We start from the raw sequence: 22,816 nt of genomic DNA, 5'->3' as shown, positions 1-22,816 counted from the left end.
CGCGCTCAGCCGCCGCAAGTCCTGAAGCGAAGCCGAAAAATTCCGAAAAGCTGCGAAATCGGCGTATCATTCCCGCCATGAAACCCCCACACCTTGTATTCGGCCGCTTCGAATTCATTGCCGAGAACGGATGCCTGCTCCGCGACAACATGCCTGTCGCCATCGGCGCCCGCGGCGCCAACCTGCTTGGCGTTCTGCTGTCGGCAAAGGGGGGTGTGGTCTCGAAGCCGGAATTGATGGATGCGGTCTGGCCGGGATTGGCCGTCGAGGAAAGCAATCTTTCCGTTCAGATTGCTGCCCTTCGCAAGCTCCTCGGACCTACATTGGACGGAAGCGAATGGATCGTCACGGTTCCACGGGTGGGGTACAGATTTTCGGGTCCGGTGGAGAGGCGGAGCGAGACAGCCGAGAGCGGCTGGCACGCACAAACCGGGTCGATGCCCGCGATCGCCGTCCTGCCGTTCGAAAATCTCGGCGGCGATGTGGAGAGACAGTATCTGGCCGAAGGCATTGCCGACGACCTGATCATGGCGCTCGCCCGGCTCAGATGGTTCCGCGTCGCCTCACGCGGGGCAAGCTTCGCCAGGAGGAATGGTTCCGGGGACCCGAGGTCTGTCGCGCTGGAACTCGGGGTCGATTTTCTGGTGGAGGGAGCCATCCGGTATACCGGCGATCGGATCCGGATATCGGTGCACCTCGCGGACGCCCCGAAGGGCGCCACCGTCTGGTCCGAGCATTACGATCTTCGACTGGCCGAGCTATTTGCCGTGCAGGACGCCATTGCCGAGCGGATCGCAGCAGCGATCGAGCCCGAACTGCTGTTGCGCCACGGGCTTCCGATCGCTCCGCACACCGGCAACATCACTGCCTGGGATCTCGTGCGGCAAGGCATGTTCCAGTTTCACAAGGTGACGCAACCCACCCACCTTCTCGCACGGCGCTTCTTCCGCGAGGCCGCCGAGCTCGATCCCATGCTTCCGGAGGCGCAGATCTGGCGGGCGCGGGTCAATGCCGGCCTCATCGCCTACGGCTGGACGGAAAACCCCGCCGCAGACGGGAAGGAAGGACTGGATGCGGCGCTGCGGGCGATCTATCTCGATGCGCGCAACCCCTATTCGCACTACGGGCTGGCGATCGTCTCGGCCTATACGGGCAGGGCCGAGCAGGCGATCCTGGCGGCGGAACGATCCATCGAACTCGGTTCGAGCTTCGCCCTGGGGCATCTCGTCCTCGGCATGGCTCGGCTTTTTTCGGGCGACGCTGCCGGGGCGCGCAAGCCATTGGCGCACGGCCTCGAGCTCAATCCGCACGATCCGCAGAACGGCGTCTGGTTCAGCCTGCTGATGCTGGCATTGTTTTTTTCCGGCGACGTCGAGGGCGCGCTCGATACCGGACGCCGGGCGCTGAAAGCGCGGCCCGACTGGCCGGCGCTGCTGCGCATCCAGGCATGCTGCCACGCGGCCGCGGGACACCGCCAGCAGGCTCACCGCCTTGCTGCCGCGGCACGCGATCTTCCCGAAGCTGCCGGCGATGCACTTGCTCCGTTCAGAGATAGCAACACGGAATGGACGGCCCGCCTGAACGCGCTGCTGCGGGAGGCAGAGCTTTGAAACTCGTTGACGCCCGGAGCAATGACCGAAATGGTTCGTCGCGAAGCGGGGCTCGATCGCAACCCCGCACCTCTGCAAGGAGAAAGCAATGGACGACGATATCAAAATTCTCCAGCACATCTACGAGCGCTTCAACGAACGCGACATAGACGCCGTGCTGGCAGCGCTGGCCGAGGATGTCGTCTGGGCCAACGGCATGGATGGCGGCCACGTCCATGGGCGCGAGGCGGTGCGGGAATATTGGACGCGTCAGTGGTCGATGATCGATCCCCACGTCCAGCCGGTCGGTTTTCACCGGACGGCGGACGGCGCAATCATTGCCGACGTCCGGCAGTCGGTCCGTGACCTGCAAGGCCAACCGCTCGAAGGAGAGAAGACGATCGGGCACGTATTCCGGTTTCGAGACGGCAAGGTGGTCCGCTTCGACATTCGGGATGCCGCCTGAATTCGGCGAGCCGGGTCACCTCCTCTTCCCGGCGGCCTTTGAGGGTCAAGATGTAGCACGTCGATCTCCGCATCGAGCGCACTGAGCTGAATCCAATTTGCGATGAAGATATCCGTTGCGCGCAGCGAAACGCCCAAAACCTTCGCCGCGGAAACGCACCATTAATCTTCGAAGACCACACTGAAATCCGGATTTACGAATGCCCGCAGTCTGCCAGTGATCGAATTGCCGATGCCCTTGGCTCCACCCTTGAGTCGTGGCGGTCTTCGGCGCCGTCGATGCCGGCATTCGGCGGCCGGGTCGTCGATCGGAATAAGGTCGGGGACGATGCGGTCTTCCGAGATGGCCATGATGGCTCTTCACACACCAGGAGCCTGTTCATATGCCTCGCGTCCGACCCACCAGACCGCAGATGGAGATCCTGGCCTGGCTCTCGTGCTTCCTGCTTCTCTTCTGCTTGTCCTGGCGCTTCCAATGGCATGAGGGGCTGGATGAGTTCATCGAAAAGCATCATGACTTTCCACTGGACCACGCGCTGCTTGCCCTCAATATGTCCGGCTTTCTCGGGCTGATCTACTCGGCGCTGAGAATCCGGGATCTCTCGATAGAGGTTGACCGCAGGCTGCAGGCCGAAAAGAACGTGGACTGGATTGCCTGTCACGATACGCTAACCGAACTACCTAACCGCAGATTTCTGGAATCCGTCTGCGCGCAGTCGATGATCGATCAACGGGCGCAGGAAAGCTATGCCGTGTTCAGCATCGATCTCGACGGCTTCAAGAAGATCAACGACCTCCTCGGGCACGATCACGGCGATGCGGTGTTGAAGGCCGTCGCTCAGCGGCTTTCTTCCCTCTTTCCGCGTGATCACATTTTCCGCCTTGGCGGCGACGAGTTCGTCGTTCTGGCGCGGCGCACCGGAAATGCCGATCTCGTCGCTTTGGGAAACCGCATCGTGAGCGCGATCAGCAAGCCCTTCACATTCAATGGCGTCGCCGTCGATCTTGGCGCCAGTGTCGGCCTCGCGCTCCACCCTGAAAACGGCGACGATCTAAGCCAGGTCATTCGCCATTCGGACTGTGCGATGTATGTGGCGAAAAAGCAGGGGCGCAATCTGGTGAAGTCCTTTGTCCCTTCGATGCAAGAGGAGCTGGCGAAGCGGATCCGGGTGGAAGCGGATCTGCGAGCCGCCATCAAGAATGCTGAGATCGTCCCGTATTACCAACCTCTCGTCGACCTGAAGACGAAGGAGATTATCGGTTTCGAAGCGCTGGCGCGCTGGAAGACGGCATCCGGCGAATTCATCCCGCCGAACGAGTTCATCCCCGTGGCGGAAGAGGCCGGTCTGATCGTCGACCTGACGGACCAACTGCTGCGCCACGCCTGTGGCGATGCGCTTTCCTGGCCAAATCATCTGGTCCTGTCGTTCAACCTGTCTCCGATCCAGCTGAGCGACCGATTGCTGGGCCTCAGGATTCTGAAGATATTGGGCGATGTCGGTCTGCCCGCGCATAGGATCGAGCTGGAGGTGACGGAGAGCGCCATCATCCAGGATGCCGCCACCGCCCGGATTGTCCTCGACGATCTGGTGAACGCCGGCGTCCGGATTGCTCTCGACGACTTCGGTACGGGCTATTCCAGCCTCTCGCAGCTCTCCAACTACCGGTTCGACAAGATCAAGATCGACAGGAGTTTCGTCGCTTCATTCGAAACGAACGACAAGCAGGACAAGGTGATCAAGGCTATTATCGCTCTCGGCGCGGGCCTGGGCGTGACGATAACGGCCGAAGGCATCGAAGAGGAAAGCCAACTTCAACGGCTTCAGGATCTCGGCTGCGACATCGGCCAAGGCTACCTGCTTGGCAGGCCGGCACCGGCCGAGAGCCTTGCCGCAGACCAGATCAGCGCCAGGATAGCCCAACGTCGCTGATAGGCGGCAAAGAGGGTTCTCTTTCCGGTGGCAAGTTGAGACAAGAAGTTCTCGCTTGCCAACGGCTCTTTCGGGACATCGGTGATGGAGGGTGGCATGCGGCCCCGCCAGACCCGCTCCGTATCGCTGGCACGGGCTAGACCCTGGCGCAAACCGTCTGGAGCCACCGCACATTCGGCACCGCTCGAACGGTCAAATCTCCCCTGCCGACGGCCCCCAGACATCCGTCAAAGCGAAGCCGCCGGGATGTGGGTCGAAGGGATCGAGCGCGACCTGGGTGAGGCCGAAGGTGAAGCCGCGGCCGGTGATGGTGGGGATGACCGCCGGGCGGCCGGCGACTTCGGTGACTGCCTGCAGGCCGACCTCGAACTCCGAGCCGATGATCGACTTCGAGGTGAAGGTGTCGCCGACCTTGGCCTTGCCGCGGGCATGAAGGGTGGCGAGATTGGCGGAATTGCCGGTGCCGCAGGGCGAGCGATCGGCGCGGCCCGGCCACATGGTGGTGCAGGTTCGCACCGTGCCATCGGCCTCGGTGTCGCGGAACATCACATAGGCGACGCCCGAGATTGCCGGAATTTCGGGGTGGACGACCTTGATGTCGCGATTGATCAGCTCTTTCAGGATCATGCCGGCCTGAACGAGGCCGGCCGCATTGGCCTTCTCGATCGTCAGATTGATCTGGCCGACATCGACGAGGGCATAGAAGATGCCGCCATAGCAGAGATCAGCCTTGATCTTCCCCCAATGCGGCGTGTCGATCTCGACGTCGAGCTCATGGACGAAGGAGGGCACCATGGTGAGCCTGACCTTCTCGCAGCGCCCGTCATGGCAGGTCGCCGTCGCCTTGACGAGGCCGGCGGCGGTCTCCAGCGTCACGATCGTCTCAGGCTCCTTCATCTCGACGATGCCGGATTCGAGAAGCGCCGTCGTCACGCAGATCGAATTCGAACCGGAGCTGGCATGTGCCTGATCGGGCTGCAGGATGATGAAGGCGGCGTCGGCGTCGGGGTGCCTTGCCGGCAGCAGCAGGTTGACCGAGCCGATCGGTGCACCGCGCGGCTCCAGGCAGAGAAAGCGGCGGAGCTCGTCGCCTTTCGGATCGGTGTTCAGCCAGTGCAGCTGTGCGGCGATGGTTTCGCCGGGAATCTTCGGAACGCCGCCGATCGCGACGCGGCCGATCTCGCCCTCGGCATGAACGTCCAGCAGCTGTATCGTGCGCTTCCATCTCATCTCGAAACTCCAGTTCGGGCGTGACGGCTGACGCCGCCGACTCGGTTCCAACTTTGTTTTAATGCAATTCCCGGCAAAATCGCGTTCCGCTTTGCCTGGGAAAACCGCTTCACACTTTTCCTGGAATTGCTCTCAATCAGTATCGGTCTATGCGGAACGGGGTCATATCGACCGACGGTTTTGCTCTGCTCACCATATCGCCGATCAACCGCGCTGTCGTTGCGGCATATGTCAAGCCGAGATGGCCATGACCGGTCGCATAGAAAACCCCCGGCATTTTCGAGGACGGCGAAATGATGGGGATCGTATCGGGCAAGGCCGGGCGATGGCCCATCCACTCCGTCGCCTCCTCGACCTTCAGACCCGGAAGCGCCCGCTGGGCGTGCCGCACCAGCACGCGCGGACGGCGGAAATCGGGCGCGGCGTCGAGGCCGGCCAGTTCGACATTGCCGCCGACGCGGATGCCGCCGGCCGTCGGGGTCACCATAAAGGCGCGATGAGGCCAGATCACTGAATAGCGCATTGAAATGCCCGGCTTCATGATCTGCGTGTGATAGCCGCGCTCGGTCTCGAGCGGAATCGGTTCGCCGAGTTTTGCGGCGAGGAAACGGGTGTGGACGCCGGCGGCGAGCACCACGAAAGCGGCCTCGATCCGACGTCCGTCATCGAGGGCGACGACGACCGTGCCATCGCCCTTGCGCTCGATGTTGCTCACAGCGCCGGAGGCGAAGGCTGCGCCCGCGGCGATGGCTGCGTCAGTCAGCCTGACGACCAGCCTATAGGGATCGCGGATCGACTTGTTGTCCGGCAGCAGCACGGCCTTGGCGATGACAGGCGAAAGGGCCGGCTCATGATATTGGATGGCGCCATTGCTCAAGACCTCGAATTCGCGGCCGTAGCGCTGCATCATGGCAAGATGGCCACGGTCTGCGGCAAATTCCGCCTCGGTCTCGTAAATGGCGAGACAGCCTTCCTCCGTCATCAGCTCGGACGCGCCGATCGCCTGCAGCATCTCCCTGAAATCGCCGAGCGCCCGCAGCGACAGGCTCATGCCGGCATCCTCGATTTCCCGGAGCCGCGAAGGCCGGCCGGCCGCGAGGAAGCGCAGGAACCAGGGCAGCATCCGCGCGGCATAGGACGGCCGCAGCCAGACCGGGCCTTCGGTGTCGAGCAGCCAGCCGGGAATCTTCTTCCAGGTCGACGGGCCGGAGCCGGCGGCGAAATCGAGCGCGATGCTCGCCATATTGCCGAAAGAGGTGCCGCGCCCGGGCTCACCCTTATCGATCAGCGTGACCTGAAATCCGCGCCGCTGCAAATCGAAAGCGATCGAGGCGCCGATCACGCCTGCGCCCACGACGACCACCTTCTTCTTCGTCTCATCCGTCATGCGATCAACCCACCTGCACGGCAGACAGCATTGCCGTTCGCCAACCTGATATATCAGATCGGCGGTGCTGCCTACGAATTTTTACCGGCTTTCGGGCAGGCCGGCGCCGACGCTGTCGCCGACCGAACCGACGGTATTGTCCATCGACTGGCCGAGCCGCTTCAGCTGCGCATCGTAATTGCGCCGGGTGCGCGGATCGAAGATCGCGATCGGCGTGCTGACGGCGACGCTGACGGCACTTCCGGCGGTCTGGGCAGCCCCCATCGCCACCGCACCGACCGCCTCGCCGAGACCGACATTGGAATCGGTGATCGTCTGGCCGGCGATCAGCCGGTCGCCGATCAGCTTCACCACTTCAGGGCTTTCGGCGAATTTCCCGTGGTTCAGCCTGTCGCCACCCTTGAGCTTGGTGAGATCGAGCACGGTGATGCCGGCCGCCTCCAGCTTGCTGCGATAGGGCTCGGCGGAGGGATCGATCTGGCCGAGCCGGTCGACATTGCCGGAGATGCGCCGCGACAGCGCCAGCGCCCGATCATCCCTGGAGACGAAGATGGTGAAATGCGGCTTATCCTTGCCGAGGCTCATGAACTGACGGCCGAAGACGTCGACGTCGAGATCAGGCGATGCAAGGATGACATTGTTGATCTTCGACGCGACCTGACCGTTGCGAATCGCCATCTGCCGGAGTGCTTCGACGGTCAGCCAGGTGCCCATCGAATGAGCCATGACGGTGACGTCGCCGACGGCCGGATTGGCGGCGGTGCGAGTCAGCAGCTCCTCCAGCGCATCGCGGGAATAGTTGGTGCTTTCCTTGTCGTAATTATAATCGAAGATGCTGGCGCGCGACGGCCAGGTGAAGACGACGGGGGCGACGTCGGCACGCGAATCGTGGACGATCTGCGCGAAGCGATAGACCGCGTCCTCATAGCGGTTGTTGAAGCCGTGCACGAAGACGAGCACGCGGCGGCTCTTCGGCATATGGCTCTTCAGCCAGCTCTCGCCTGCCCGCTCGCCCTCGAGCGGATCGACGGAAACGGTGACGAAGTCACGGAGCGGATCGGCCGGCAGCCGCTTCGGCCATTGCACCTGACCGATCTTGCGATTGGCTTCCGGCGGGATCGAGACATCGACGGCGTTGACGGCGAGCCCGGTGCCGCGTTCGCCGGAGAAAAGCACGGCCGGATTGTCATCGGCAGCGCGCGTCGTCGCCACCAGGAGATCGACCTTCGACGTGCCCGGCGGCACGGCGCCGGCCGCCTGCATCACCCCGACCGGCCTGCCGCCGCAGCCGGCGAGCACCATCGTTGCAATCAGAAGCCCTGCCAGAGCCGCACGCGTGCCGCGCCATTTGCCGATCATGACCAAACTCCAACCGGTTCACGCGCCGGACGGACGGCACATGTTCAAATAGTCCGGCGAAGGCTGTCGAGTCAAACCGCACGCGGAAAGCAGGCCCGTGCGAAATGGTATTGGGGAAAAAGAAAAGAGCCTGGCGCGGGAGGAGGTGCGCCAGGCTCTTGATCCTGACCGACAACTGGGAGGAGGAGTGCTGTCGGTCCGATGTAAGAGCGCTTGGGAGGAGGAGTGCGCTGCTTACGAAGATAGTGATACCCCATTCATTTGATCGGGAACAGCGAAATTACCGCAATGCAGCAATGCACTAAGCGCAATGCTTGCCCAGAAAATGACAGGCGGACGCCTCATTTTGCAGCATGTTTGACCGGCTGGTCAAAATTTTGACTAAAGATCGGTCAGCGGCGGCAGCCCCTTCCGGCTGCCGCCACATTCTCCCCGCGGGCAAAGGGAATATGCCGCGACCTCTCCGTCCCTCGCCAACCTCTTGCAGGGCACGTCCCCTCGCCCCGTTTTACGGGGGTCTGCAGGACGGGTCGAGACCAGTGGCTCGCCCAGGTAAGGGTTAGGGTGAGGGGCGGCCATGCGGCGAAACGCAGCCGCCGCCGCAAGCTTGCATTGCCCCTCAAGCCGCCTTGAAGACCTTCCGGCCCTCGGCGTCCAGCGCCGCGAATTCCTCATCCGACAGCGTGATGTCCACCGCCGCGACGTTTTCTTCCAAGTGCTTGACCTTTGACGTGCCGGGAATCGGCAGCATCACCGGGCTGCGCTTCAGCACCCAGGCGAGCGCGATCTGGCTGGGGGCGGCATTGTGCTTCCTGGCGATCGTATCAAGCAGCGAGCCTGATTGGGCGAGATCGCCGGCGGCGAGCGGATACCACGGGATGAAGCCGATATTGTGCTTTGCGCAATAATCGAGCACGTCTTCACTGGTGCGATCGACCAGATTGTAGCGGTTCTGGACGGTGGCGACCTTGAAGTGCTTCGAGGCCGCCTCGATTTCGGCGACGGAGACTTCGCTCAGACCCGCATGGCGGATGAGGCCGGCATCGAGCAGCGACCGGATCGCGTCGAACTGCTCCTTGGCCGGCACCTTCGGATCGATGCGGTGAAGCTGCCACAGGTCGATCTGCTCGACGCCGAGATTGCGCAGGCTCTTATGCGCCTGCTGGATCAGATATTCCGGGCGGCCGACGGGCAGCCAGATGTCGGGACCGTGGCGGGTCAGGCCGCCCTTGGTGGCGATGACGGATCCGGCGCCATAGGGATGCAGCGCCTCCTTGATCAGCCACTCGGAGACATCGGGGCCGTAGGAATCGGCCGTATCGATGAAATTGACGCCAAGCTCCGGCAGGCGCTTCAGCGTCCGGATGGACTCGGCATGGTCGTCGGGCTCACCCCAGATTCCTTTACCGGTAACGCGCATGGCGCCGAAACCGAGACGATTGACCTCGATCTCGCCGCCGATCCTGAAGGTGCCTGACTTGGCTGCGTTGTGACTGGACATGATCTTTCCTCTCTTGGTCAATAAAATCGTTCAATGTCGTTGAATTGGCCGAAGCCGCTCGCTTCACCGGCGCGGGGATGCCGAACTGGCGAAGATGGTTTCGGTTCTGAATGTCTGCCGTGTCTGGTGATGCCCGGCATGGTGATGACCCGGCCGCCGCGGCGATATCGGACATGCGGCCGCTGCGACGCTTGCAGATATAGGACGGCTCCGCGGGGATAACAGGGAGAGGCCGAAACATCGTCCCTCGACCGGCTGCCGCATGCGGGGATATATCGGCCGGGCTGCGTCGAAGCCTGTCGCTTCCGCTCAGCCGGTGCCGCGTTCAGCCGGCCGATTCGCCGGAAAAGGCGGCCACTTCGATCTCCGCGTCACGGAATCTCAGACGTTCGCGCGAGAGTTCCAGCGGCTTGCGGCGCGAGATCCGGTAGACGGAGGCCGGCGGCAGGTTGCGAACCGTACCGCCGATGCGCACCGCCTTCAGGCCGAGGCGGTCGAGGATCGGCCGCGGCACCGGACAGCGCGGACCATAGGTAAATTGATAGACCGCCCCGCCCGGGCGCATATAGGTGAAGACGCCGGCAAGGATCGAGGCGATCTTGCGCGGCGACATGGACAGAAGCGGCAGGCCGCTAATGACGGCGCCGACCGGTTCTCCCTCGAAAATATCGGCCTGGGCAAGGTGGGCTGCGTCCATTTGCAATATCCGCGCCGCCGGGAACCGCGCCTGCAGCGCATCGATGAATTCCGGCCCGTATTCGATCAGCGTCAGATCCGCCTCGCTGATGCCGCGGGCGAGCAGCGCCCGGGTGAAGACGCCCGTGCCCGGGCCGAGCTCGATGATCGGCCCATCGAGCTCCGCAATTTCGCTGGTCATGATCCTGGCAAGGGAATCACCCGATGGCGCGATGGCGGCCACCCGAAGCGGATTGCTGATCCAGGAGCGGAAAAAATGCAGGAAATCCGAGCATGCAGCCTTTGCGGTCATGACTGTCCCACCTGTCTGAAATTCAATTGATTATGAATGCGACCATCGCGGCCAGCATGGCAATTCCAAGGCAGAGACGTCAATCGCCCTTGTGAGCCGGCATTTCCCACCTCTTTTCCTATCGGCGTCCGGCATTTTTTGCATCTGCGGCGGCTTTGACATAGCGAGCGCCGTCCTCTGCGGTGAAAAAGGGCGGCCGGGAAACCGCCCCTCACCGCGGCGGCCTAGTCGCCACCGCAAAGCGCCCGGTTAATAGTTGCAGCCGGAGCTGCTCGTCGGGTTGAAGCCGAGTTTGCAATCCATGTTCAGCGGCTTCTTCGGGTTCATCATGTAGGGCGAGGCCATGCCCTTCGGGCTGCCTTCATCAATCGAACCGGTCGTGCTCCTGTCGTGCTGCACGCGGGTCTCATCCTGGACAACCTGCTGCTTGACCGAGCCCTGCTGCGTCGCGCTCGACTGGAGGGGTGCCGCTTGCGCTGCGAAGGCGGAAAGGCCGAGCATCGCACCGAGGGCTGCGGCCGCCAGGCCGCTCTTGAACGTCGTGATCATTGTCGTCTCCTTGGGAGGATCAGTTGAATTTACGCCGAGGAGTTAGGAAGCGGATCTGTCACAATCTACCGCATCGCAACAGAGGTCACGAACATGTGAGCGGCGCCCGAAACAGGAAAAAGGCGGCTCGCGCCGCCCTTTCATTTGCCGGCTCAATAGCCGTTATCGCAGGGCATGCTGCCGGGACCGGTCGATCCTGAAAACGTAGGGTTGCACATTGTCGGAGCCGCCGGTCTGTTCACCGGCTGGCGGATGATGGAGCCGGTGGCGCCGGCCTCGACACCGAAAGCGGCAAGCGGATACCAGTAGCCATCGGAGTGACGGCGGGTGCCGGGGCGCTCCGTTCGGAAGCCGCGATAGCCATGCCAAAGACCGGGATGCGGCTTATACTGCACGGTTTATACGTAGGAAATATCGGGCGGCCGCACCGTTTGAAGGGGAGCGGCTTCAGCTTGGCCGATCGGCGCGAGGACGAGAGGCACGCTGAGCGCGACGGCGGAACGGACAAGATTGAACATCTTCATGATAAACCCTCCTTCGTGGATTTATCCCGGGAAAATGCCTGTCCCAAGTGCGCAGTTCCGCGCGCACGCACAGTTTCCAAAACTCGTGATTGCAGGCGATCCCGCGTGAGTTTTTCGCGAGAAAACGTGAAAGTCGCGACAGCAAGAATGGCGCGAGGGGCGCTGGCTAAGAATGCGAATTCTCTGTTCTCAATTCGCGTATAAAGCCCGGTAACCCTGGGCGGACAGGCAGGCGACATATTGGCGATGGGCAGCGGCGCGCGCCGTCGTTTCCTCTTCCAGCGCATCGGCCTCGGCATAGCCGGTCAACTGGGCGCGCAGATGATACTGCTTCTTCGCCTCGTCATACATCGCGTTGCCGTCGGTTACGCAGATGCCTTGGGCGACGGCAGGCGGATTGACCGGCACGCCGATAGGCAAAAGCACGGGCGCGTTCGCATGGTCGACACAGCCGGCAAGGGCGGCCATCGTCGCCGCCGCGCCCAGAGCCCGAAAACTTCCCATCGCCATGCATTCCCCCGGCTGAAACGCCTCAAACATCGTTAGGCTCGCGGATACACGAGCAAGGTTGCGCGAAACTAGGCGTGCCGGCAGCAGGCAACCACGCCACTAGAGCTTTTCCGGGTTAGATGGTTGCAACGGTGAGCAATCTAGAATGCGAAAGAGTGGCATGAGGGAGAAGGGCGCGATGGTCTACGGCCAGCGGCTGATGGCATTGATTTCAATCTTGCTGGGGAGCGCCGTCCAGGCTTTTCCCTGCGATCAGCCAATCATGATATCGAATTGGTCGCTCTGCGCGATCGCCAATGTGAGCGACGAGGGTGGCCAGGCTGATTGGAAAGCCGTGCCTGCATGGACTCGTCAGAAAGCCATAAGCGCGTATTTCGGAAACGAGCCGCGGCTGCTAGCAAACCATGGACTCTGCAATGCCAAGTTTCAACGCGTCGTGCTCTGCCTGCCGGGATGGGACATGGGCGACCCGGATGAGTGCTCCTATCTGATTTGCAGCGGCTATTACTCATCCATGTCCGGGAAGAAAGACAGGGAAGACTTTGAGAAAGAGTTCAACTAGGCGATCTTTCGATACTTTTCGCTTTCCTCCATTGGGACTGAGAATCAAGCGGCGAAAAGAAGCGACTGCCGAAAAATAGGCGAGCCGAGTATGCCGGTGTTTCACGAGCAGCTCACTGCTCCAGAGAACATCTTGTTCAGGCGGCCACCTCGCCACGCCGACTGAATTGTCTTATGTGAGCAGGCGGCAGAGAATACGCAGTGGAGATCCTGCAATCATGCAAACCCTATGGAAGAAGCCGGTGACGCTTGCCCTTGAAGGCCCGGATCAGTGGGTGGTCATCCAGACGACCCAGGCCGCAACATGGGCGCTGATCGAAGATTGGCCGACAGAAGAGGGCCCTGCGCTCGACAGAGCGTGTGCGGTTTGCGCCGATGTCATATCCGGCAAACGGAGCCGGGAGGAGGCGCGGCAGGCGTTCATCGAAGCTGCGATCGAAGCCCGGATCCCCATCAAGGAATGAGCGACATGCCCCGGTCTAGCATTCTCGCGGCCAACCTTCCCGCCGCTTCGAGCGCATTCCCGGAGAAGCCGCCGAAGCGCCCGCGCGACAGATGGTCAATGTCCATTAGCTGCAGCGCGCCGATGAAGGCGACGGGATCAGGCCAGCAGAGCAATTCGTTGGCTTGGTCAGATCGTGAAAAGCTCGTGGGTGCGATAGGCTGGAAATGATTTAGGCCAGCCAGGCACTTTCGCACTGGACAGGCCCGCAAGCCCTTTCGGGAGGTTTCTGTTGCGTCGGTGCGCGGAACCCGATCAAAGTTTGTGATGGTTGACGAGATAGACCGCCGTTCCGGCGATGATCAATCCGGCGATAGGCATCAGGAGCAGCGAAATCATTTCCATCGTCGTCATGGCTTCATCCTTTTGAGAACCGTGCTTGCCGAGTAATGTAATGTACATGCGGTCAAAAAACAAACGATGCTGACCAGCATCAGGAAAAGGGTCGGGCCGCCGGAATTATACAGGCTGGAAAATACAGGGGCCAGGCCACCGACCGCAAACACCGAAATGCCGATGCCGTTCAGGAAGGTCGCAAGCAACTTCAGCCGCTCATTATGGATGGTAACTGCCAGTTTGTCGAAGTCGGATTCGGTCATGGATATCTGCTGATGAAGTGACGGACAGAGGCGGGAAACGCCTATGATATTCGGAACCGATTTTCCAAAACAGGAGGTATCAAATGAAGGGTGCCCGGCCTGAGAGATAGGTGACGTTTTGTACCGGAGACATGGGTAACACTTTTCGCTTTTTTGCGGGAGGTGTTGATGCCGTGGAGAGAGACTTCGGTCATGGATGAGCGTCTTCGATTTGTCGCCCGGTTGCTGGAGGGCGAAGGGATGAGCGAGGTTTGCCGGGAGTTCGGGATCTCGCGCAAGACCGGCTACAAGATCTTCAATCGCTACAAGGAGGACGGGCTGGAGGCCCTGACGGACCGGTCTCTGCGACCGGTGCGCTATGCCAACCAGTTGCCCGAGCCGGTCGAGGCGATGATCGTGCGATGCAAGAAGGACAAGCCGCACTGGGGCGCGCGCAAGATCCGCGAGCTCCTGGTCCGCCGTCTGGCCGGCGACGTGCGCATCCCAGCCAGAAGCACGGTGCACGCGGTGCTCGACCGGTACGGCCTTGTGAGCCAGGCCCGCAAGAGGAACCGGGCGAACAAGGCCGTGGGCACGACGCTCTCGACAGCCATCGGACCCAACGATCTTTGGTGCGCCGACTTCAAGGGCGAGTTCAAGCTGGGCGACGGCAGATATTGTTACCCCCTGACGATCACCGACCAGGCTTCGCGCTATCTCCTGTGCTGCGAGGCCTTCGAGACGACCCGCGAACGCGGCGTCTTCGGTGCGTTCCGGCGAGTCTTTGCCGAGCGTGGGCTTCCGCTTGCCATTCGTTCCGACAACGGCCTGCCGTTTGCCAGCCCGAACGGGCTCTACAATCTCTCGAAACTGTCGGTCTGGTGGCTCAGACTCGGCGTCGCCTTCGAACGCATTCGCCCCGGCCACCCGCAGGAGAATGGCCGCCATGAACGCATGCATCTGACGCTGAAGAAGGAAGCCACCCGTCCGCCGGGACGCAATATTCTCCAGCAGCAAATGCGCTTCGACGCATTCGTCAGCGAGTTCAACACCGAAAGACCGCATGAGGCCCTGTCGATGAAGGTCCCAGCCGATGTCTACAAGGCTTCGCCGCGACCCTATGAGGGGCTGCCCGAGATCAGCTATCCCTTCCATGACCGCGATGCCATCGTCACCAACTGCGGCCGTCTGTGCATCCATCGCAAGAAGATCAACATCTCAACCGTCATGGCCGGTCAGAGGCTCGGCCTCAAGGAGGTCGACGACGGCATTTGGCTCGTCAGCTTCATGCACTATGATCTCGGATATATCGATCTGGAGCAGAGGACTTTACAAACCATCGACAACCCGTTCGGCACGAGGTTGTCACCCATGTCTTAGGGACAATCTGTTACCTATGTCTCCGGGTCGGACAGGGAAAGAATGGCGCACCCGAAGAGATTCGAACTCCTGACCCCCAGATTCGTAGTCTGGTGCTCTATCCAGCTGAGCTACGGGTGCGTGGCAGAAGCGGCGGCGCCGCTTGCGTGGGCGATCCTCTAAAGGGTCCTTTCGGACATTGCAAGAGCATTTCTGAAAAAATCGCTCTTTGTCTGCAACGGCCACGCTCCGGCGAAATCCCGTCACTTCTCACCCTGTGTCCGATTGCGGTAATCATCCAGTGAAACCGGGCGATCGGGGATCTCGATGCGGAACTGGGTGCCGACCGTCGGCTTTTCCACCAGCGCGATCGTGCCGCCATGGGCGAGCACCAATTCGCGGGCGATGGTCAGGCCGAGGCCGGTGCCGCCGGAACGGGCCGAGCCGCGAAAGGCGGCAAACAGGTTCTGGCGCGCCTTCAGCGGCATGCCGGGACCGGTATCGTCCACCGTGATGCTGACGACGCTGCCGACACGCTGGGCGGAAACGGTGATGCGCCTGATGGCGCCGGGGCCGCCCTCGCCCGGCGAAGTCAGCGCCTGCAGGGCGTTGCGGCAGAGATTGTGAATGACCCGGAACAGTTGCTCGCCGTCGGCATCGACCTCGAGATCGGCAGCGAACTGCTCGACAAACTCGATGCCGCTTTGCGGATCGATCGCCAGCATATCCTTGACGTCCTGTGTCAGTCCCAGCAGCCGAACATGGCGGCGGCGCGGCGCCGATTCGCTCGCCTTGCCGTAGGACAGCACCTCCGTCGTATAACCGACCGCGCGGTCGATGGTGCGCAGCAGCTTCGGCGCGAAGCTCTTGACCATCGGATCATCGACATCGACGAGCCGGTCCGACATCAGCTGCGCGGAAGCCAGAATATTGCGCATATCGTGATTGATCTTTGAAACGGCGAGGCCAAGAGCGGCAAGGTTCTTCTGCTGCTTCAGCGTCTTCTGCAGCTCCATCTGCATCGAGGTGAGATTGCGGCCGGCCACCGCCAGCTCGTCCCGGCCGCCGTCGCCGATATAGATGTGGGCCGGATTCTCGGGATCGGAGGAGAATTGCTGCATGCTGCCGGTCAGCCGGCGAATCGGGCCGATAAGAATGCGGTTGATCGCAAAGAAGATCAGCGTCGCGGTGAAAAGCGAGATCAGCACGGAAAGCAGCAGCACGTTGCGGGAATAGGCGAACATCGCCGTGCGCAGCGGCCGATCCTTCATGACAACCTCGACGCCGACTTTGTTATCACCGACCGGGCCGTAGACGCGGATCATCCTGCTGCCGCCGAAGACCAGGGTGTCGAGCGCGTCGCGGATCGCCGTCAGCGGCGGCACGTCGGTGAGGTCGTAGGATTCGTCGACGGAGGTCGGCATGTCAGTCGTTGCCAGCAGCCGCGAAGTGCCTTCCTTGCGCAGTACGATCGCCTTGGTGCCGGTCGCCTCCAGCGTTTCCTTCTGCAGGGCGCGCGGCAGCTCGATCGGCTGCAGCCCGTCGATGACGATGGCGGCGGCGGCGGCCGTGTTCAGCCTGTCCTGCAGCCAGCGCATCCGCATGCTGGCGACGGAGGGAAAGAAAATCAGGATCTCGGCGAGCATGATGAAGACAACGGTGAGCCAGAGCAGCTTGCCCGAAAGCCCGCCGAACAAGCCGGATGGGCACCGCCCCTTGGCAGCCTCGCCGGCCGCCGGGATGTCGGCCGAAGGATCTTTGCCCTGGTCTCGAACCGGCATGGTCATTTCACCCGATCGGCAGCGCTCGCCGCCCTCACTTGGGTTCTTATATTAGACCAAGACGCTCCGCTTTCAAATCTTTGCGAGCAGCGTCACCTCGTCACAAAGAAGTGCTGCCGGAGGCGGCGTCGTGATTCGTTATGTTGGTGCAATTGCTCTCTGGTTGGTGCGACGGGCGGCCCCTCATCCGCCTGCCGGCACCTTCTCCCGTAAACGGGGCGAAGGGACATGCCGCACGGGCCTCCTCCATCTCGACGTCGCGCTTGGCACGTCCCCTCGCCCCGTTTTACGGGGAGAGGGTTAGTGTGAGGGGCAGCTACCGGGCGTTGGGAAGTCTCAGAACTCTTCCCAGCTCTGCTCGGCTGCGGCCGCATTGCCGCCGAAGGCTCGGGCGACTTTGGCGATCGCGCGGCGGGCGGGTGAGGCGACCGGCTGCCTGTGCGGCTCGTTGCGTACAAGCGCCACGGGCGCCACCGCATCCGAAAGCTTGAAGCGGGCAATGAGGTGCACCAGCCCGTTGGCTTCGGCTGAAAGCCGGTGCGTGGCGGCAGAGGTTTCTTCCACCATTGCAGCATTCTGCTGGGTCACCTGATCCATCTGGTTGACGGCGGTATTGACCTCCTTGAGACCGGTCGACTGTTCGACCGCGGCCGTGGCGATCGAATGGATATGGTCGTTGATGGCGATGACGCGGGTGCCGATTTCCGACAGCGCCTCACCGGTCGCCTGGACGAGTTTGACGCCGACCTGCACCTCATCGCCCGATTTGGTGATCAGTGCCTTGATGTCCTTGGCGGCGGTCGCCGAACGCTGGGCGAGTTCACGCACTTCCTGCGCGACCACCGCGAAGCCCTTGCCGGCCTCGCCGGCGCGGGCGGCCTCGACCCCGGCGTTCAGCGCCAGGAGGTTGGTCTGGAAGGCGATCTCATCGATCACGTTGATAATCTGGCTGATTTCGCGCGAGGCCTGCTCGATGCGGCCCATGGCCTCGACGGCGTTGCGGACGACGACGCCGGAGCGGCCGGCATTTTCCTTGGCTTCTGAAACCATGACGGTCGCTTCATGCGCCCGCTCGGTGGAGTTCTGGACGACGGCTGTGATCTCGTCGAGCGCGGCGGAGGTCTGTTCGAGGGCCGCCGCCTGCTGCTCAGTGCGCTTCGACAGGTCGTCACTGGCATTGCGCAGCTCGGATGTGTTGCCGTTCATCGCTTCGGTCGTCTCGCGCACTTCGCGCATCGTCGCCTGCAGCGTTACGAAGCTGTTGTTGACGTTCTGCTGCAGCTCGGCGAAGGCGCCCTGGAAATTGCCGTTCATCGTCTGGGTCAGATCGCCTTCGGCAAGGCTTGCGATGACGCGGCGGGTCTCGCCGATCCCGGCATCGACGCTCGACAGCAGCGTGTTGATATTGCCGGCGAACTGGTTGAGGTTCTCGTCCTGATAGTCCTTGTCGATGCGATGGCTGAAATCGCCGGCCGCAGCCGCGGCCACGACGACCGACATGCTCGACTGCAGATCGTCGCTCTTGGCGCGCATCGCCGCCTCCTGAGCGTTCAGGCGCTTGACGGCAAGGCCGTTCTCCTTGAAGACCGCGACCGCGGCGGCCATCTCGCCGATTTCGTCCTTGCGGCCGGCAAAGGGAACCTCGGCGTCGAAATTGCCGTTAGCGACCTCCTTGATCGCGTGGGTGACGCGCTTGATTGGTCGGCTCAGATGGCTGGTGCCGATATAAAAGCCCATGCCGATGCCGACCGCGATGCCGATGCCGGTAATGCTGAGCACGAGCATCAGGACCCAGGAGCGGAAACTTTCGATCTCGGCGTTGACGGCCTCGAGCGCCGCCTTGTCGGTAGCGACGACCGCATCGATTTCAGCCTGAAAGGCCTTGCGATTGGCGCGATTGGCCTCGTTATTGCCCTGCTGGCTGGCGGCCTCGGGCCCGACCTCGGTGCCGAGGCGAGCCGTTTCCGTGCGGAAGGTGCGAAATTCAGCGGCGCGGGAGACGAGCTTGGCGAAGTTGGCCTTCTCGCTTTCGGGAACGAGCGGCGCCCAGCCGGCGATGACCTTGTCGATCTCATCGAGAGCGGCCGTGATGCCCTTGGCGAAGTTCGGCGTATCCTTGATCGTCTTCGCCGCATAGATGCCGCGCGACTCCATGACGACAGCGGTGACGAAACGGTTGAGGCGCTCGCCGGCATAGGCGCGTGCGGCGGCCTGTTCGTAGGCCGTCAGGTTACGGCTGTATTCGCGCATGGCGGACAATGCCGTCGCGCCGATCAGAAGCGCCACCGCACCCATCACGCAAACCAGCAAATTAATTTTCCCGCGGATCTTCAATGCAGTGCCTCCTAGCTACCCCAAACTGCCTGGAAAGCAAATTCCCAGCCGATGAGCCGACTATCGACGAAATTCATTAAAGTTGGATTTCTAATATTTACGATTATGACCACTGAAAATAAGCCATGCCGACGCCTGCCCAGGCTCAACTCACTGAAATTTATGACTTTCTTCCCCAATGGCGACAAAGTACAACCTTCTGGGGCAAAGAAAGCTTGTTAATACTTGTGTGCGAAACCGCGGGCCGGTCAGCAGTAACCGTGAAATGATCTGGTATAATTGACTTTGGCGGGCTTCATCCGTATAAGCCGCCGCACGTCCGGTCACCTAAGGCCTTCATGGCCCGTCCGTTCGAAAACAACGCTCCTTGCATCATGCAAATTCAAGAAGGGCCGCACTCCGCGGTGTTTAAATAAATGAAGCGTACCTACCAACCATCCAAGCTTGTTCGCAAGCGTCGCCACGGCTTCCGTGCGCGCATGTCCACGAAGGGTGGCCGCAAGGTCATCGCTGCCCGCCGCGCGCAGGGCCGCAAGCGTCTCTCGGCTTAAGGCCGGGTTGCCCGATAAGAGATGGCGGGCGAATTGACGACCAGTGAGAAGAAACACGCTGTCGGGCGGCTGAAGAGCCGCCCGCAGTTTCTTGCCGTGCGCGAGGGCGAAAAACGCCGGGGAGGACTCTTCCTTCTGGAAGTCCTCGACCGGAAGGACCCCGACAGCCAGGCCCGCGTCGGTTTTACAGTCACCAAAAAACATGGCAACGCGGTCGAGCGGAACCGCATGCGCCGCCGCCTGAAAGAGGCGGTGCGGCTTCATGCGGGGTTTGCAATGAAGCCCGGACACGACTATGTGGTTGTCGCGCGCAGGGACGTGCTCGACGCGTCCTTCCAGGAATTGGCCGCGGAATTGAAATCCCGCGTGGAAACCAGGCCGAAACACCGGCGCCCCGGAGACGGACGCCCCAGGAACCTATGATGGAAAACAACCGCAATTATTTCATTGCGATCGCTCTCTCGGTGCTGATCGTCCTCGGCTGGCAGTTTCTCTATATGAATCCGCGCATCGAAGCCCAGCGCAAGGCGCAGGAAGCCCAGAAGGCGCAACAGCAGACCGAGCAGACGCAGCAGCCCGCGGCAGGCGGCCAGGCACCGGCCCAGACGACCGGCGCGGCCCCGTCCGGCCAGGCGGCCGCGACGGCGACGCGCGAGCAGGCGCTCGAAAAGACCCCGCGTATCGCCATCGACACCCCTGCCCTTTCCGGCTCGATCAACCTTGCCGGCGCCCGGCTCGACGACCTGAAGCTCAAGGGCTATCACGAGACCGTCGACGACTCGAGCCCGACCATCACGCTGTTCAGCCCGGCCGAAACCAAGGATGGTTACTTCACCGAGCTCGGCTATATCGGCAGCGCCGCGACCGGTGCGGTCCCCGGTCCCTCGACGCTGTGGACAGCGCCGGAGGGCGCCAAGCTCACCGAGAAGGCGCCGGTGACGCTCTCCTATACCAATGACAAGGGCCTGACCTTCACCCGCACGATCTCCGTCGACGACCGCTACATGTTCACCGTCGCCGACAAGGTTCAGAATTCGGGCCAGGCTCCTGCCTCGCTTTCCTCCTACGGCCGCGTGACGCGTTACAACAAGCCGACGACCCCCTCCGTCTACGTGCTGCACGAAGGTTTTATCGGCGTCATCGGCGACGACGGCCTGATCGAAAGCAAATATAGCGCCGTGGAGAAGGAAGCCGTGGCCCCGGCGAAATCCACCGGCGGTTGGCTCGGCATTACCGACAAATACTGGGCGGCGACGATCGTACCGCCGCAGACGTCAGCCTATGAGGCGCACTTCTCCTATTTTTCCGACGGTCAGCCGCGTTATCAGGCCGACTATAAGGACGATGCCTTCAGCGTTGCGCCGGGCCAGACGGTCGAGCTCAAGAACCTCGTCTTTGCCGGCGCCAAGGAAGTGCCCGTCATCGACGGCTACGAGGCCTCCTATTCGATCCCGAAGTTCGACCGGCTGATCGACTGGGGCTGGTTCTATTTCATCACCAAGCCGATGTTCAAGCTGATGGACTTCTTCTATCGCTTCTTCGGCAATTTCGGCGTGGCGATCCTCTGCACCACGATCGTCGTCAAGGCGCTGTTCTTCCCGCTCGCCAGCAAGCAGTACGCCTCGATGGCGAACATGAAGCGCATGCAGCCGAAGATGGAGGAGCTGAAGGCGAAATTCGGCGACGACCGCATGGGGCTGCAGCAGGCGATGATGCAGCTCTACAAGGAAGAGAAGATCAACCCGATCGCCGGCTGCTGGCCGGTGGCGCTGCAGATCCCGATCTTCTTTTCGCTCTACAAGGTGATCTATATCACCATCGAGATGCGGCACGCGCCCTTCTTCGGCTGGATCAAGGACCTTTCAGCGCCCGATCCGACGACGATCGTCAACCTGTTCGGCCTGCTGCCCTTCGAGGCGCCGACCTTCCTGCATCTCGGCGTCTGGCCGCTGATCATGGGCGTCACCATGTTCCTGCAGATGCGCATGAACCCGACGCCGCCCGACCCGACGCAGGCGATGATCTTCAACTGGATGCCGCTGGTGTTCATGTTCATGCTGGCAAGCTTCCCGGCCGGCCTCGTCATCTACTGGGCCTGGAACAACACGCTGTCGGTGATCCAGCAGTCGGTGATCATGAAGCGCCACGGCGTGAAGATCGAACTCTTCGACAATCTGAAGGGCCTGTTCCGACGAAAGACGGCACCGTCGAAATGATGCTTTCAAGCCCCGCTTCGGCGGGGCTTTTCATTTCCGGCCAACTTGTGAAGCAAGACGCTGCCCGCCTGAAAGCTTGACATCCGCCGCCAAAACCACGAAGCCGACAGAAGACTGAACCCGGAGATTGCCGAGCCCGCATGCCCGAAAACGAAAAGCCACTGTTCGGCCAGCCATGGATTTTTATCCGCGGCGTCCCGTCGCTCAACTTCCTGCCGCCGGAAGGACCGCCGGAAGTGGCCTTTGCCGGACGCTCGAACGTCGGAAAATCGTCCCTCATCAATGCGCTGGTCGGTCAGAAAGGTCTGGCGCGCACCTCGAACACACCGGGGCGCACGCAGGAACTCAACTACTTTGTACCGGACGGATATTCCGGCGAAGCGGGCGACCTGCCGCCGACAGCGATCGTCGACATGCCGGGTTATGGCTATGCGCAGGCGCCGAAGGAACAGGTCGACAAGTGGACGAAGCTCGTCTTCGATTACCTGCGCGGCCGCGCGACGCTGAAGCGCGTCTACGTGCTGATCGACAGCCGCCATGGCATCAAGAAGAACGACGAGGAGGTTCTGACCCTGCTCGACAAGGCGGCCGTCTCGTACCAGGTGGTGCTGACCAAGACCGACAAGATCAAGGCGCCGGCCGTGCCGAAGCTTCTGGCCGACACGGCGGAAAAGATCCGCAAGCGCCCGGCCGCCTATCCCTACGTGCTGTACACCTCGTCCGAAAAAGGTGACGGGCTCGATGACCTGCGCCAGGCGATCGCCGAAACCGTCGGCATTGCAGGTTGGAAATAAAAGCGGCGCTCCGCAGAGCCCCCGATGCCTCTGCCGATACGGATAGTTTTACATCGTCGGCAACAGCACTTTATCGACGACGTGGACGACGCCCTCGTCCTTGTCCT

General features: G+C 61.9%; 21 protein-coding genes, 1 tRNA gene and 1 pseudogene. 10 read left to right on the top strand and 13 right to left on the bottom strand.

The features are described from left to right. Positions 1-77 precede the first annotated feature (77 nt). Positions 78-1,610: a winged helix-turn-helix domain-containing tetratricopeptide repeat protein gene (locus NMA58_RS00485; RefSeq protein WP_434711956.1), complete on the top strand. Its 1,533-nt coding sequence runs from the start codon at positions 78-80 to the stop codon at positions 1,608-1,610. Positions 1,611-1,698: 88 nt separating this feature from the next. Continuing rightward, positions 1,699-2,055 carry a nuclear transport factor 2 family protein gene (locus NMA58_RS00480; protein WP_183706621.1) on the top strand — a complete coding sequence of 119 codons (357 nt, stop codon included), beginning with the start codon at positions 1,699-1,701 and terminating at the stop codon, positions 2,053-2,055. 161 nt (positions 2,056-2,216) lie between these two features. Here NMA58_RS00480 and NMA58_RS00475 read toward each other — a convergent pair whose 3' ends face one another. Beyond that, positions 2,217-2,405 carry a hypothetical protein gene (locus NMA58_RS00475; RefSeq protein ID WP_434711955.1) on the bottom strand — a complete coding sequence of 63 codons (189 nt, stop codon included), beginning with the start codon at positions 2,403-2,405 and terminating at the stop codon, positions 2,217-2,219. Positions 2,406-2,437: 32 nt separating this feature from the next. Between NMA58_RS00475 and NMA58_RS00470 the strand changes: the two genes are divergently transcribed. Next, entirely contained in the window at positions 2,438-3,985 is a 1,548-nt protein-coding gene (locus tag NMA58_RS00470) for a putative bifunctional diguanylate cyclase/phosphodiesterase (protein WP_434711954.1), read from the top strand. Positions 3,986-4,177: 192 nt separating this feature from the next. Here the strand turns inward: NMA58_RS00470 and NMA58_RS00465 are convergent, their stop codons facing one another. The 8 genes and pseudogenes from NMA58_RS00465 to NMA58_RS00430 form a co-directional block, all read right to left on the bottom strand. Next, positions 4,178-5,215, bottom strand: coding sequence for a 4-hydroxyproline epimerase (locus tag NMA58_RS00465; protein ID WP_434711953.1), 1,038 nt, complete (start codon positions 5,213-5,215; stop codon positions 4,178-4,180). Between the two features lie 136 nt (positions 5,216-5,351). Next, the gene (locus NMA58_RS00460; protein WP_434711952.1) at positions 5,352-6,602 is read right to left on the bottom strand and encodes an NAD(P)/FAD-dependent oxidoreductase; all 1,251 of its coding nucleotides are present in this window, start codon (positions 6,600-6,602) and stop codon (positions 5,352-5,354) included. Positions 6,603-6,683: 81 nt separating this feature from the next. Continuing rightward, positions 6,684-7,961 (bottom strand): alpha/beta hydrolase, encoded by a 1,278-nt coding sequence (locus NMA58_RS00455; protein ID WP_183706618.1) that lies wholly within the window; start codon positions 7,959-7,961, stop codon positions 6,684-6,686. A 619-nt stretch (positions 7,962-8,580) separates the two neighbouring features. Continuing rightward, positions 8,581-9,462, bottom strand: coding sequence for an aldo/keto reductase (locus tag NMA58_RS00450; protein WP_097599398.1), 882 nt, complete (start codon positions 9,460-9,462; stop codon positions 8,581-8,583). Between the two features lie 325 nt (positions 9,463-9,787). Further along, a complete protein-coding gene (locus tag NMA58_RS00445) occupies positions 9,788-10,450 on the bottom strand; it encodes a class I SAM-dependent methyltransferase (protein ID WP_434711951.1) in 663 nt (220 codons plus the stop codon). A 249-nt stretch (positions 10,451-10,699) separates the two neighbouring features. Further along, entirely contained in the window at positions 10,700-10,999 is a 300-nt protein-coding gene (locus NMA58_RS00440) for a hypothetical protein (RefSeq protein ID WP_434711950.1), read from the bottom strand. A 152-nt stretch (positions 11,000-11,151) separates the two neighbouring features. After that, a pseudogene (locus NMA58_RS00435) lies at positions 11,152-11,523 on the bottom strand (cell surface protein). 189 nt (positions 11,524-11,712) lie between these two features. Beyond that, positions 11,713-12,033 carry a hypothetical protein gene (locus NMA58_RS00430; protein ID WP_434711949.1) on the bottom strand — a complete coding sequence of 107 codons (321 nt, stop codon included), beginning with the start codon at positions 12,031-12,033 and terminating at the stop codon, positions 11,713-11,715. 145 nt (positions 12,034-12,178) lie between these two features. Between NMA58_RS00430 and NMA58_RS00425 the strand changes: the two genes are divergently transcribed. Together NMA58_RS00425 and NMA58_RS00420 are read left to right on the top strand one after the other, a co-directional pair. Then, positions 12,179-12,595, top strand: coding sequence for a hypothetical protein (locus NMA58_RS00425; RefSeq protein WP_430958259.1), 417 nt, complete (start codon positions 12,179-12,181; stop codon positions 12,593-12,595). 217 nt (positions 12,596-12,812) lie between these two features. After that, positions 12,813-13,058, top strand: a complete 246-nt coding sequence (locus NMA58_RS00420) for a DUF982 domain-containing protein (RefSeq protein WP_430958258.1) — start codon at positions 12,813-12,815, stop codon at positions 13,056-13,058. Between the two features lie 388 nt (positions 13,059-13,446). On the opposite strand, the gene NMA58_RS00415 is transcribed toward NMA58_RS00420, so the two are convergent. After that, a complete protein-coding gene (locus NMA58_RS00415) occupies positions 13,447-13,695 on the bottom strand; it encodes an amino acid transporter (RefSeq protein ID WP_434711948.1) in 249 nt (82 codons plus the stop codon). A 168-nt stretch (positions 13,696-13,863) separates the two neighbouring features. On the opposite strand from NMA58_RS00415, the gene NMA58_RS00410 reads away from it, so the two are divergent. Beyond that, positions 13,864-15,054, top strand: coding sequence for a helix-turn-helix domain-containing protein (locus tag NMA58_RS00410; protein WP_434711947.1), 1,191 nt, complete (start codon positions 13,864-13,866; stop codon positions 15,052-15,054). Positions 15,055-15,097: 43 nt separating this feature from the next. Here the strand turns inward: NMA58_RS00410 and NMA58_RS00405 are convergent. The 3 genes from NMA58_RS00405 to NMA58_RS00395 form a co-directional block, all read right to left on the bottom strand. Further along, positions 15,098-15,174 (bottom strand) — tRNA-Arg (locus NMA58_RS00405). A gap of 122 nt (positions 15,175-15,296) precedes the next feature. Continuing rightward, positions 15,297-16,814: an ATP-binding protein gene (locus NMA58_RS00400; RefSeq protein ID WP_434711946.1), complete on the bottom strand. Its 1,518-nt coding sequence runs from the start codon at positions 16,812-16,814 to the stop codon at positions 15,297-15,299. Positions 16,815-17,150: 336 nt separating this feature from the next. Next, the gene (locus tag NMA58_RS00395; protein WP_434711945.1) at positions 17,151-19,148 is read right to left on the bottom strand and encodes a methyl-accepting chemotaxis protein; all 1,998 of its coding nucleotides are present in this window, start codon (positions 19,146-19,148) and stop codon (positions 17,151-17,153) included. Between the two features lie 416 nt (positions 19,149-19,564). Between NMA58_RS00395 and rpmH the strand changes: the two genes are divergently transcribed. The 4 genes from rpmH (at position 19,565) to yihA (ending at position 22,709) form a co-directional block, all read left to right on the top strand. Then, positions 19,565-19,699 carry a 50S ribosomal protein L34 gene (gene rpmH / locus NMA58_RS00390; RefSeq protein ID WP_008524438.1) on the top strand — a complete coding sequence of 45 codons (135 nt, stop codon included), beginning with the start codon at positions 19,565-19,567 and terminating at the stop codon, positions 19,697-19,699. A 21-nt stretch (positions 19,700-19,720) separates the two neighbouring features. After that, complete coding sequence (rnpA, locus tag NMA58_RS00385) at positions 19,721-20,122, top strand: ribonuclease P protein component (protein ID WP_434711944.1); 402 nt, start codon at positions 19,721-19,723, stop codon at positions 20,120-20,122. Beyond that, positions 20,122-21,915: a membrane protein insertase YidC gene (yidC, locus tag NMA58_RS00380; RefSeq protein ID WP_434711943.1), complete on the top strand. Its 1,794-nt coding sequence runs from the start codon at positions 20,122-20,124 to the stop codon at positions 21,913-21,915. The genes rnpA and yidC overlap by 1 nt, the downstream gene beginning before the upstream one ends. A 140-nt stretch (positions 21,916-22,055) precedes the next feature. Continuing rightward, on the top strand, positions 22,056-22,709 hold the full coding sequence (yihA, locus tag NMA58_RS00375) for a ribosome biogenesis GTP-binding protein YihA/YsxC (protein ID WP_434711942.1): 654 nt from the start codon (positions 22,056-22,058) through the stop codon (positions 22,707-22,709). Positions 22,710-22,816: the final 107 nt, after the last annotated feature.

Origin of the sequence: Rhizobium sp. YTUHZ045, assembly GCF_051124255.1 — a bacterium.
Classification (GTDB): Bacteria; Pseudomonadota; Alphaproteobacteria; order Rhizobiales; family Rhizobiaceae; genus Rhizobium.
The sequence above is the reverse complement of the archived record's forward strand: the minus strand, read 5'-3'. Positions and strand labels throughout refer to the sequence as shown.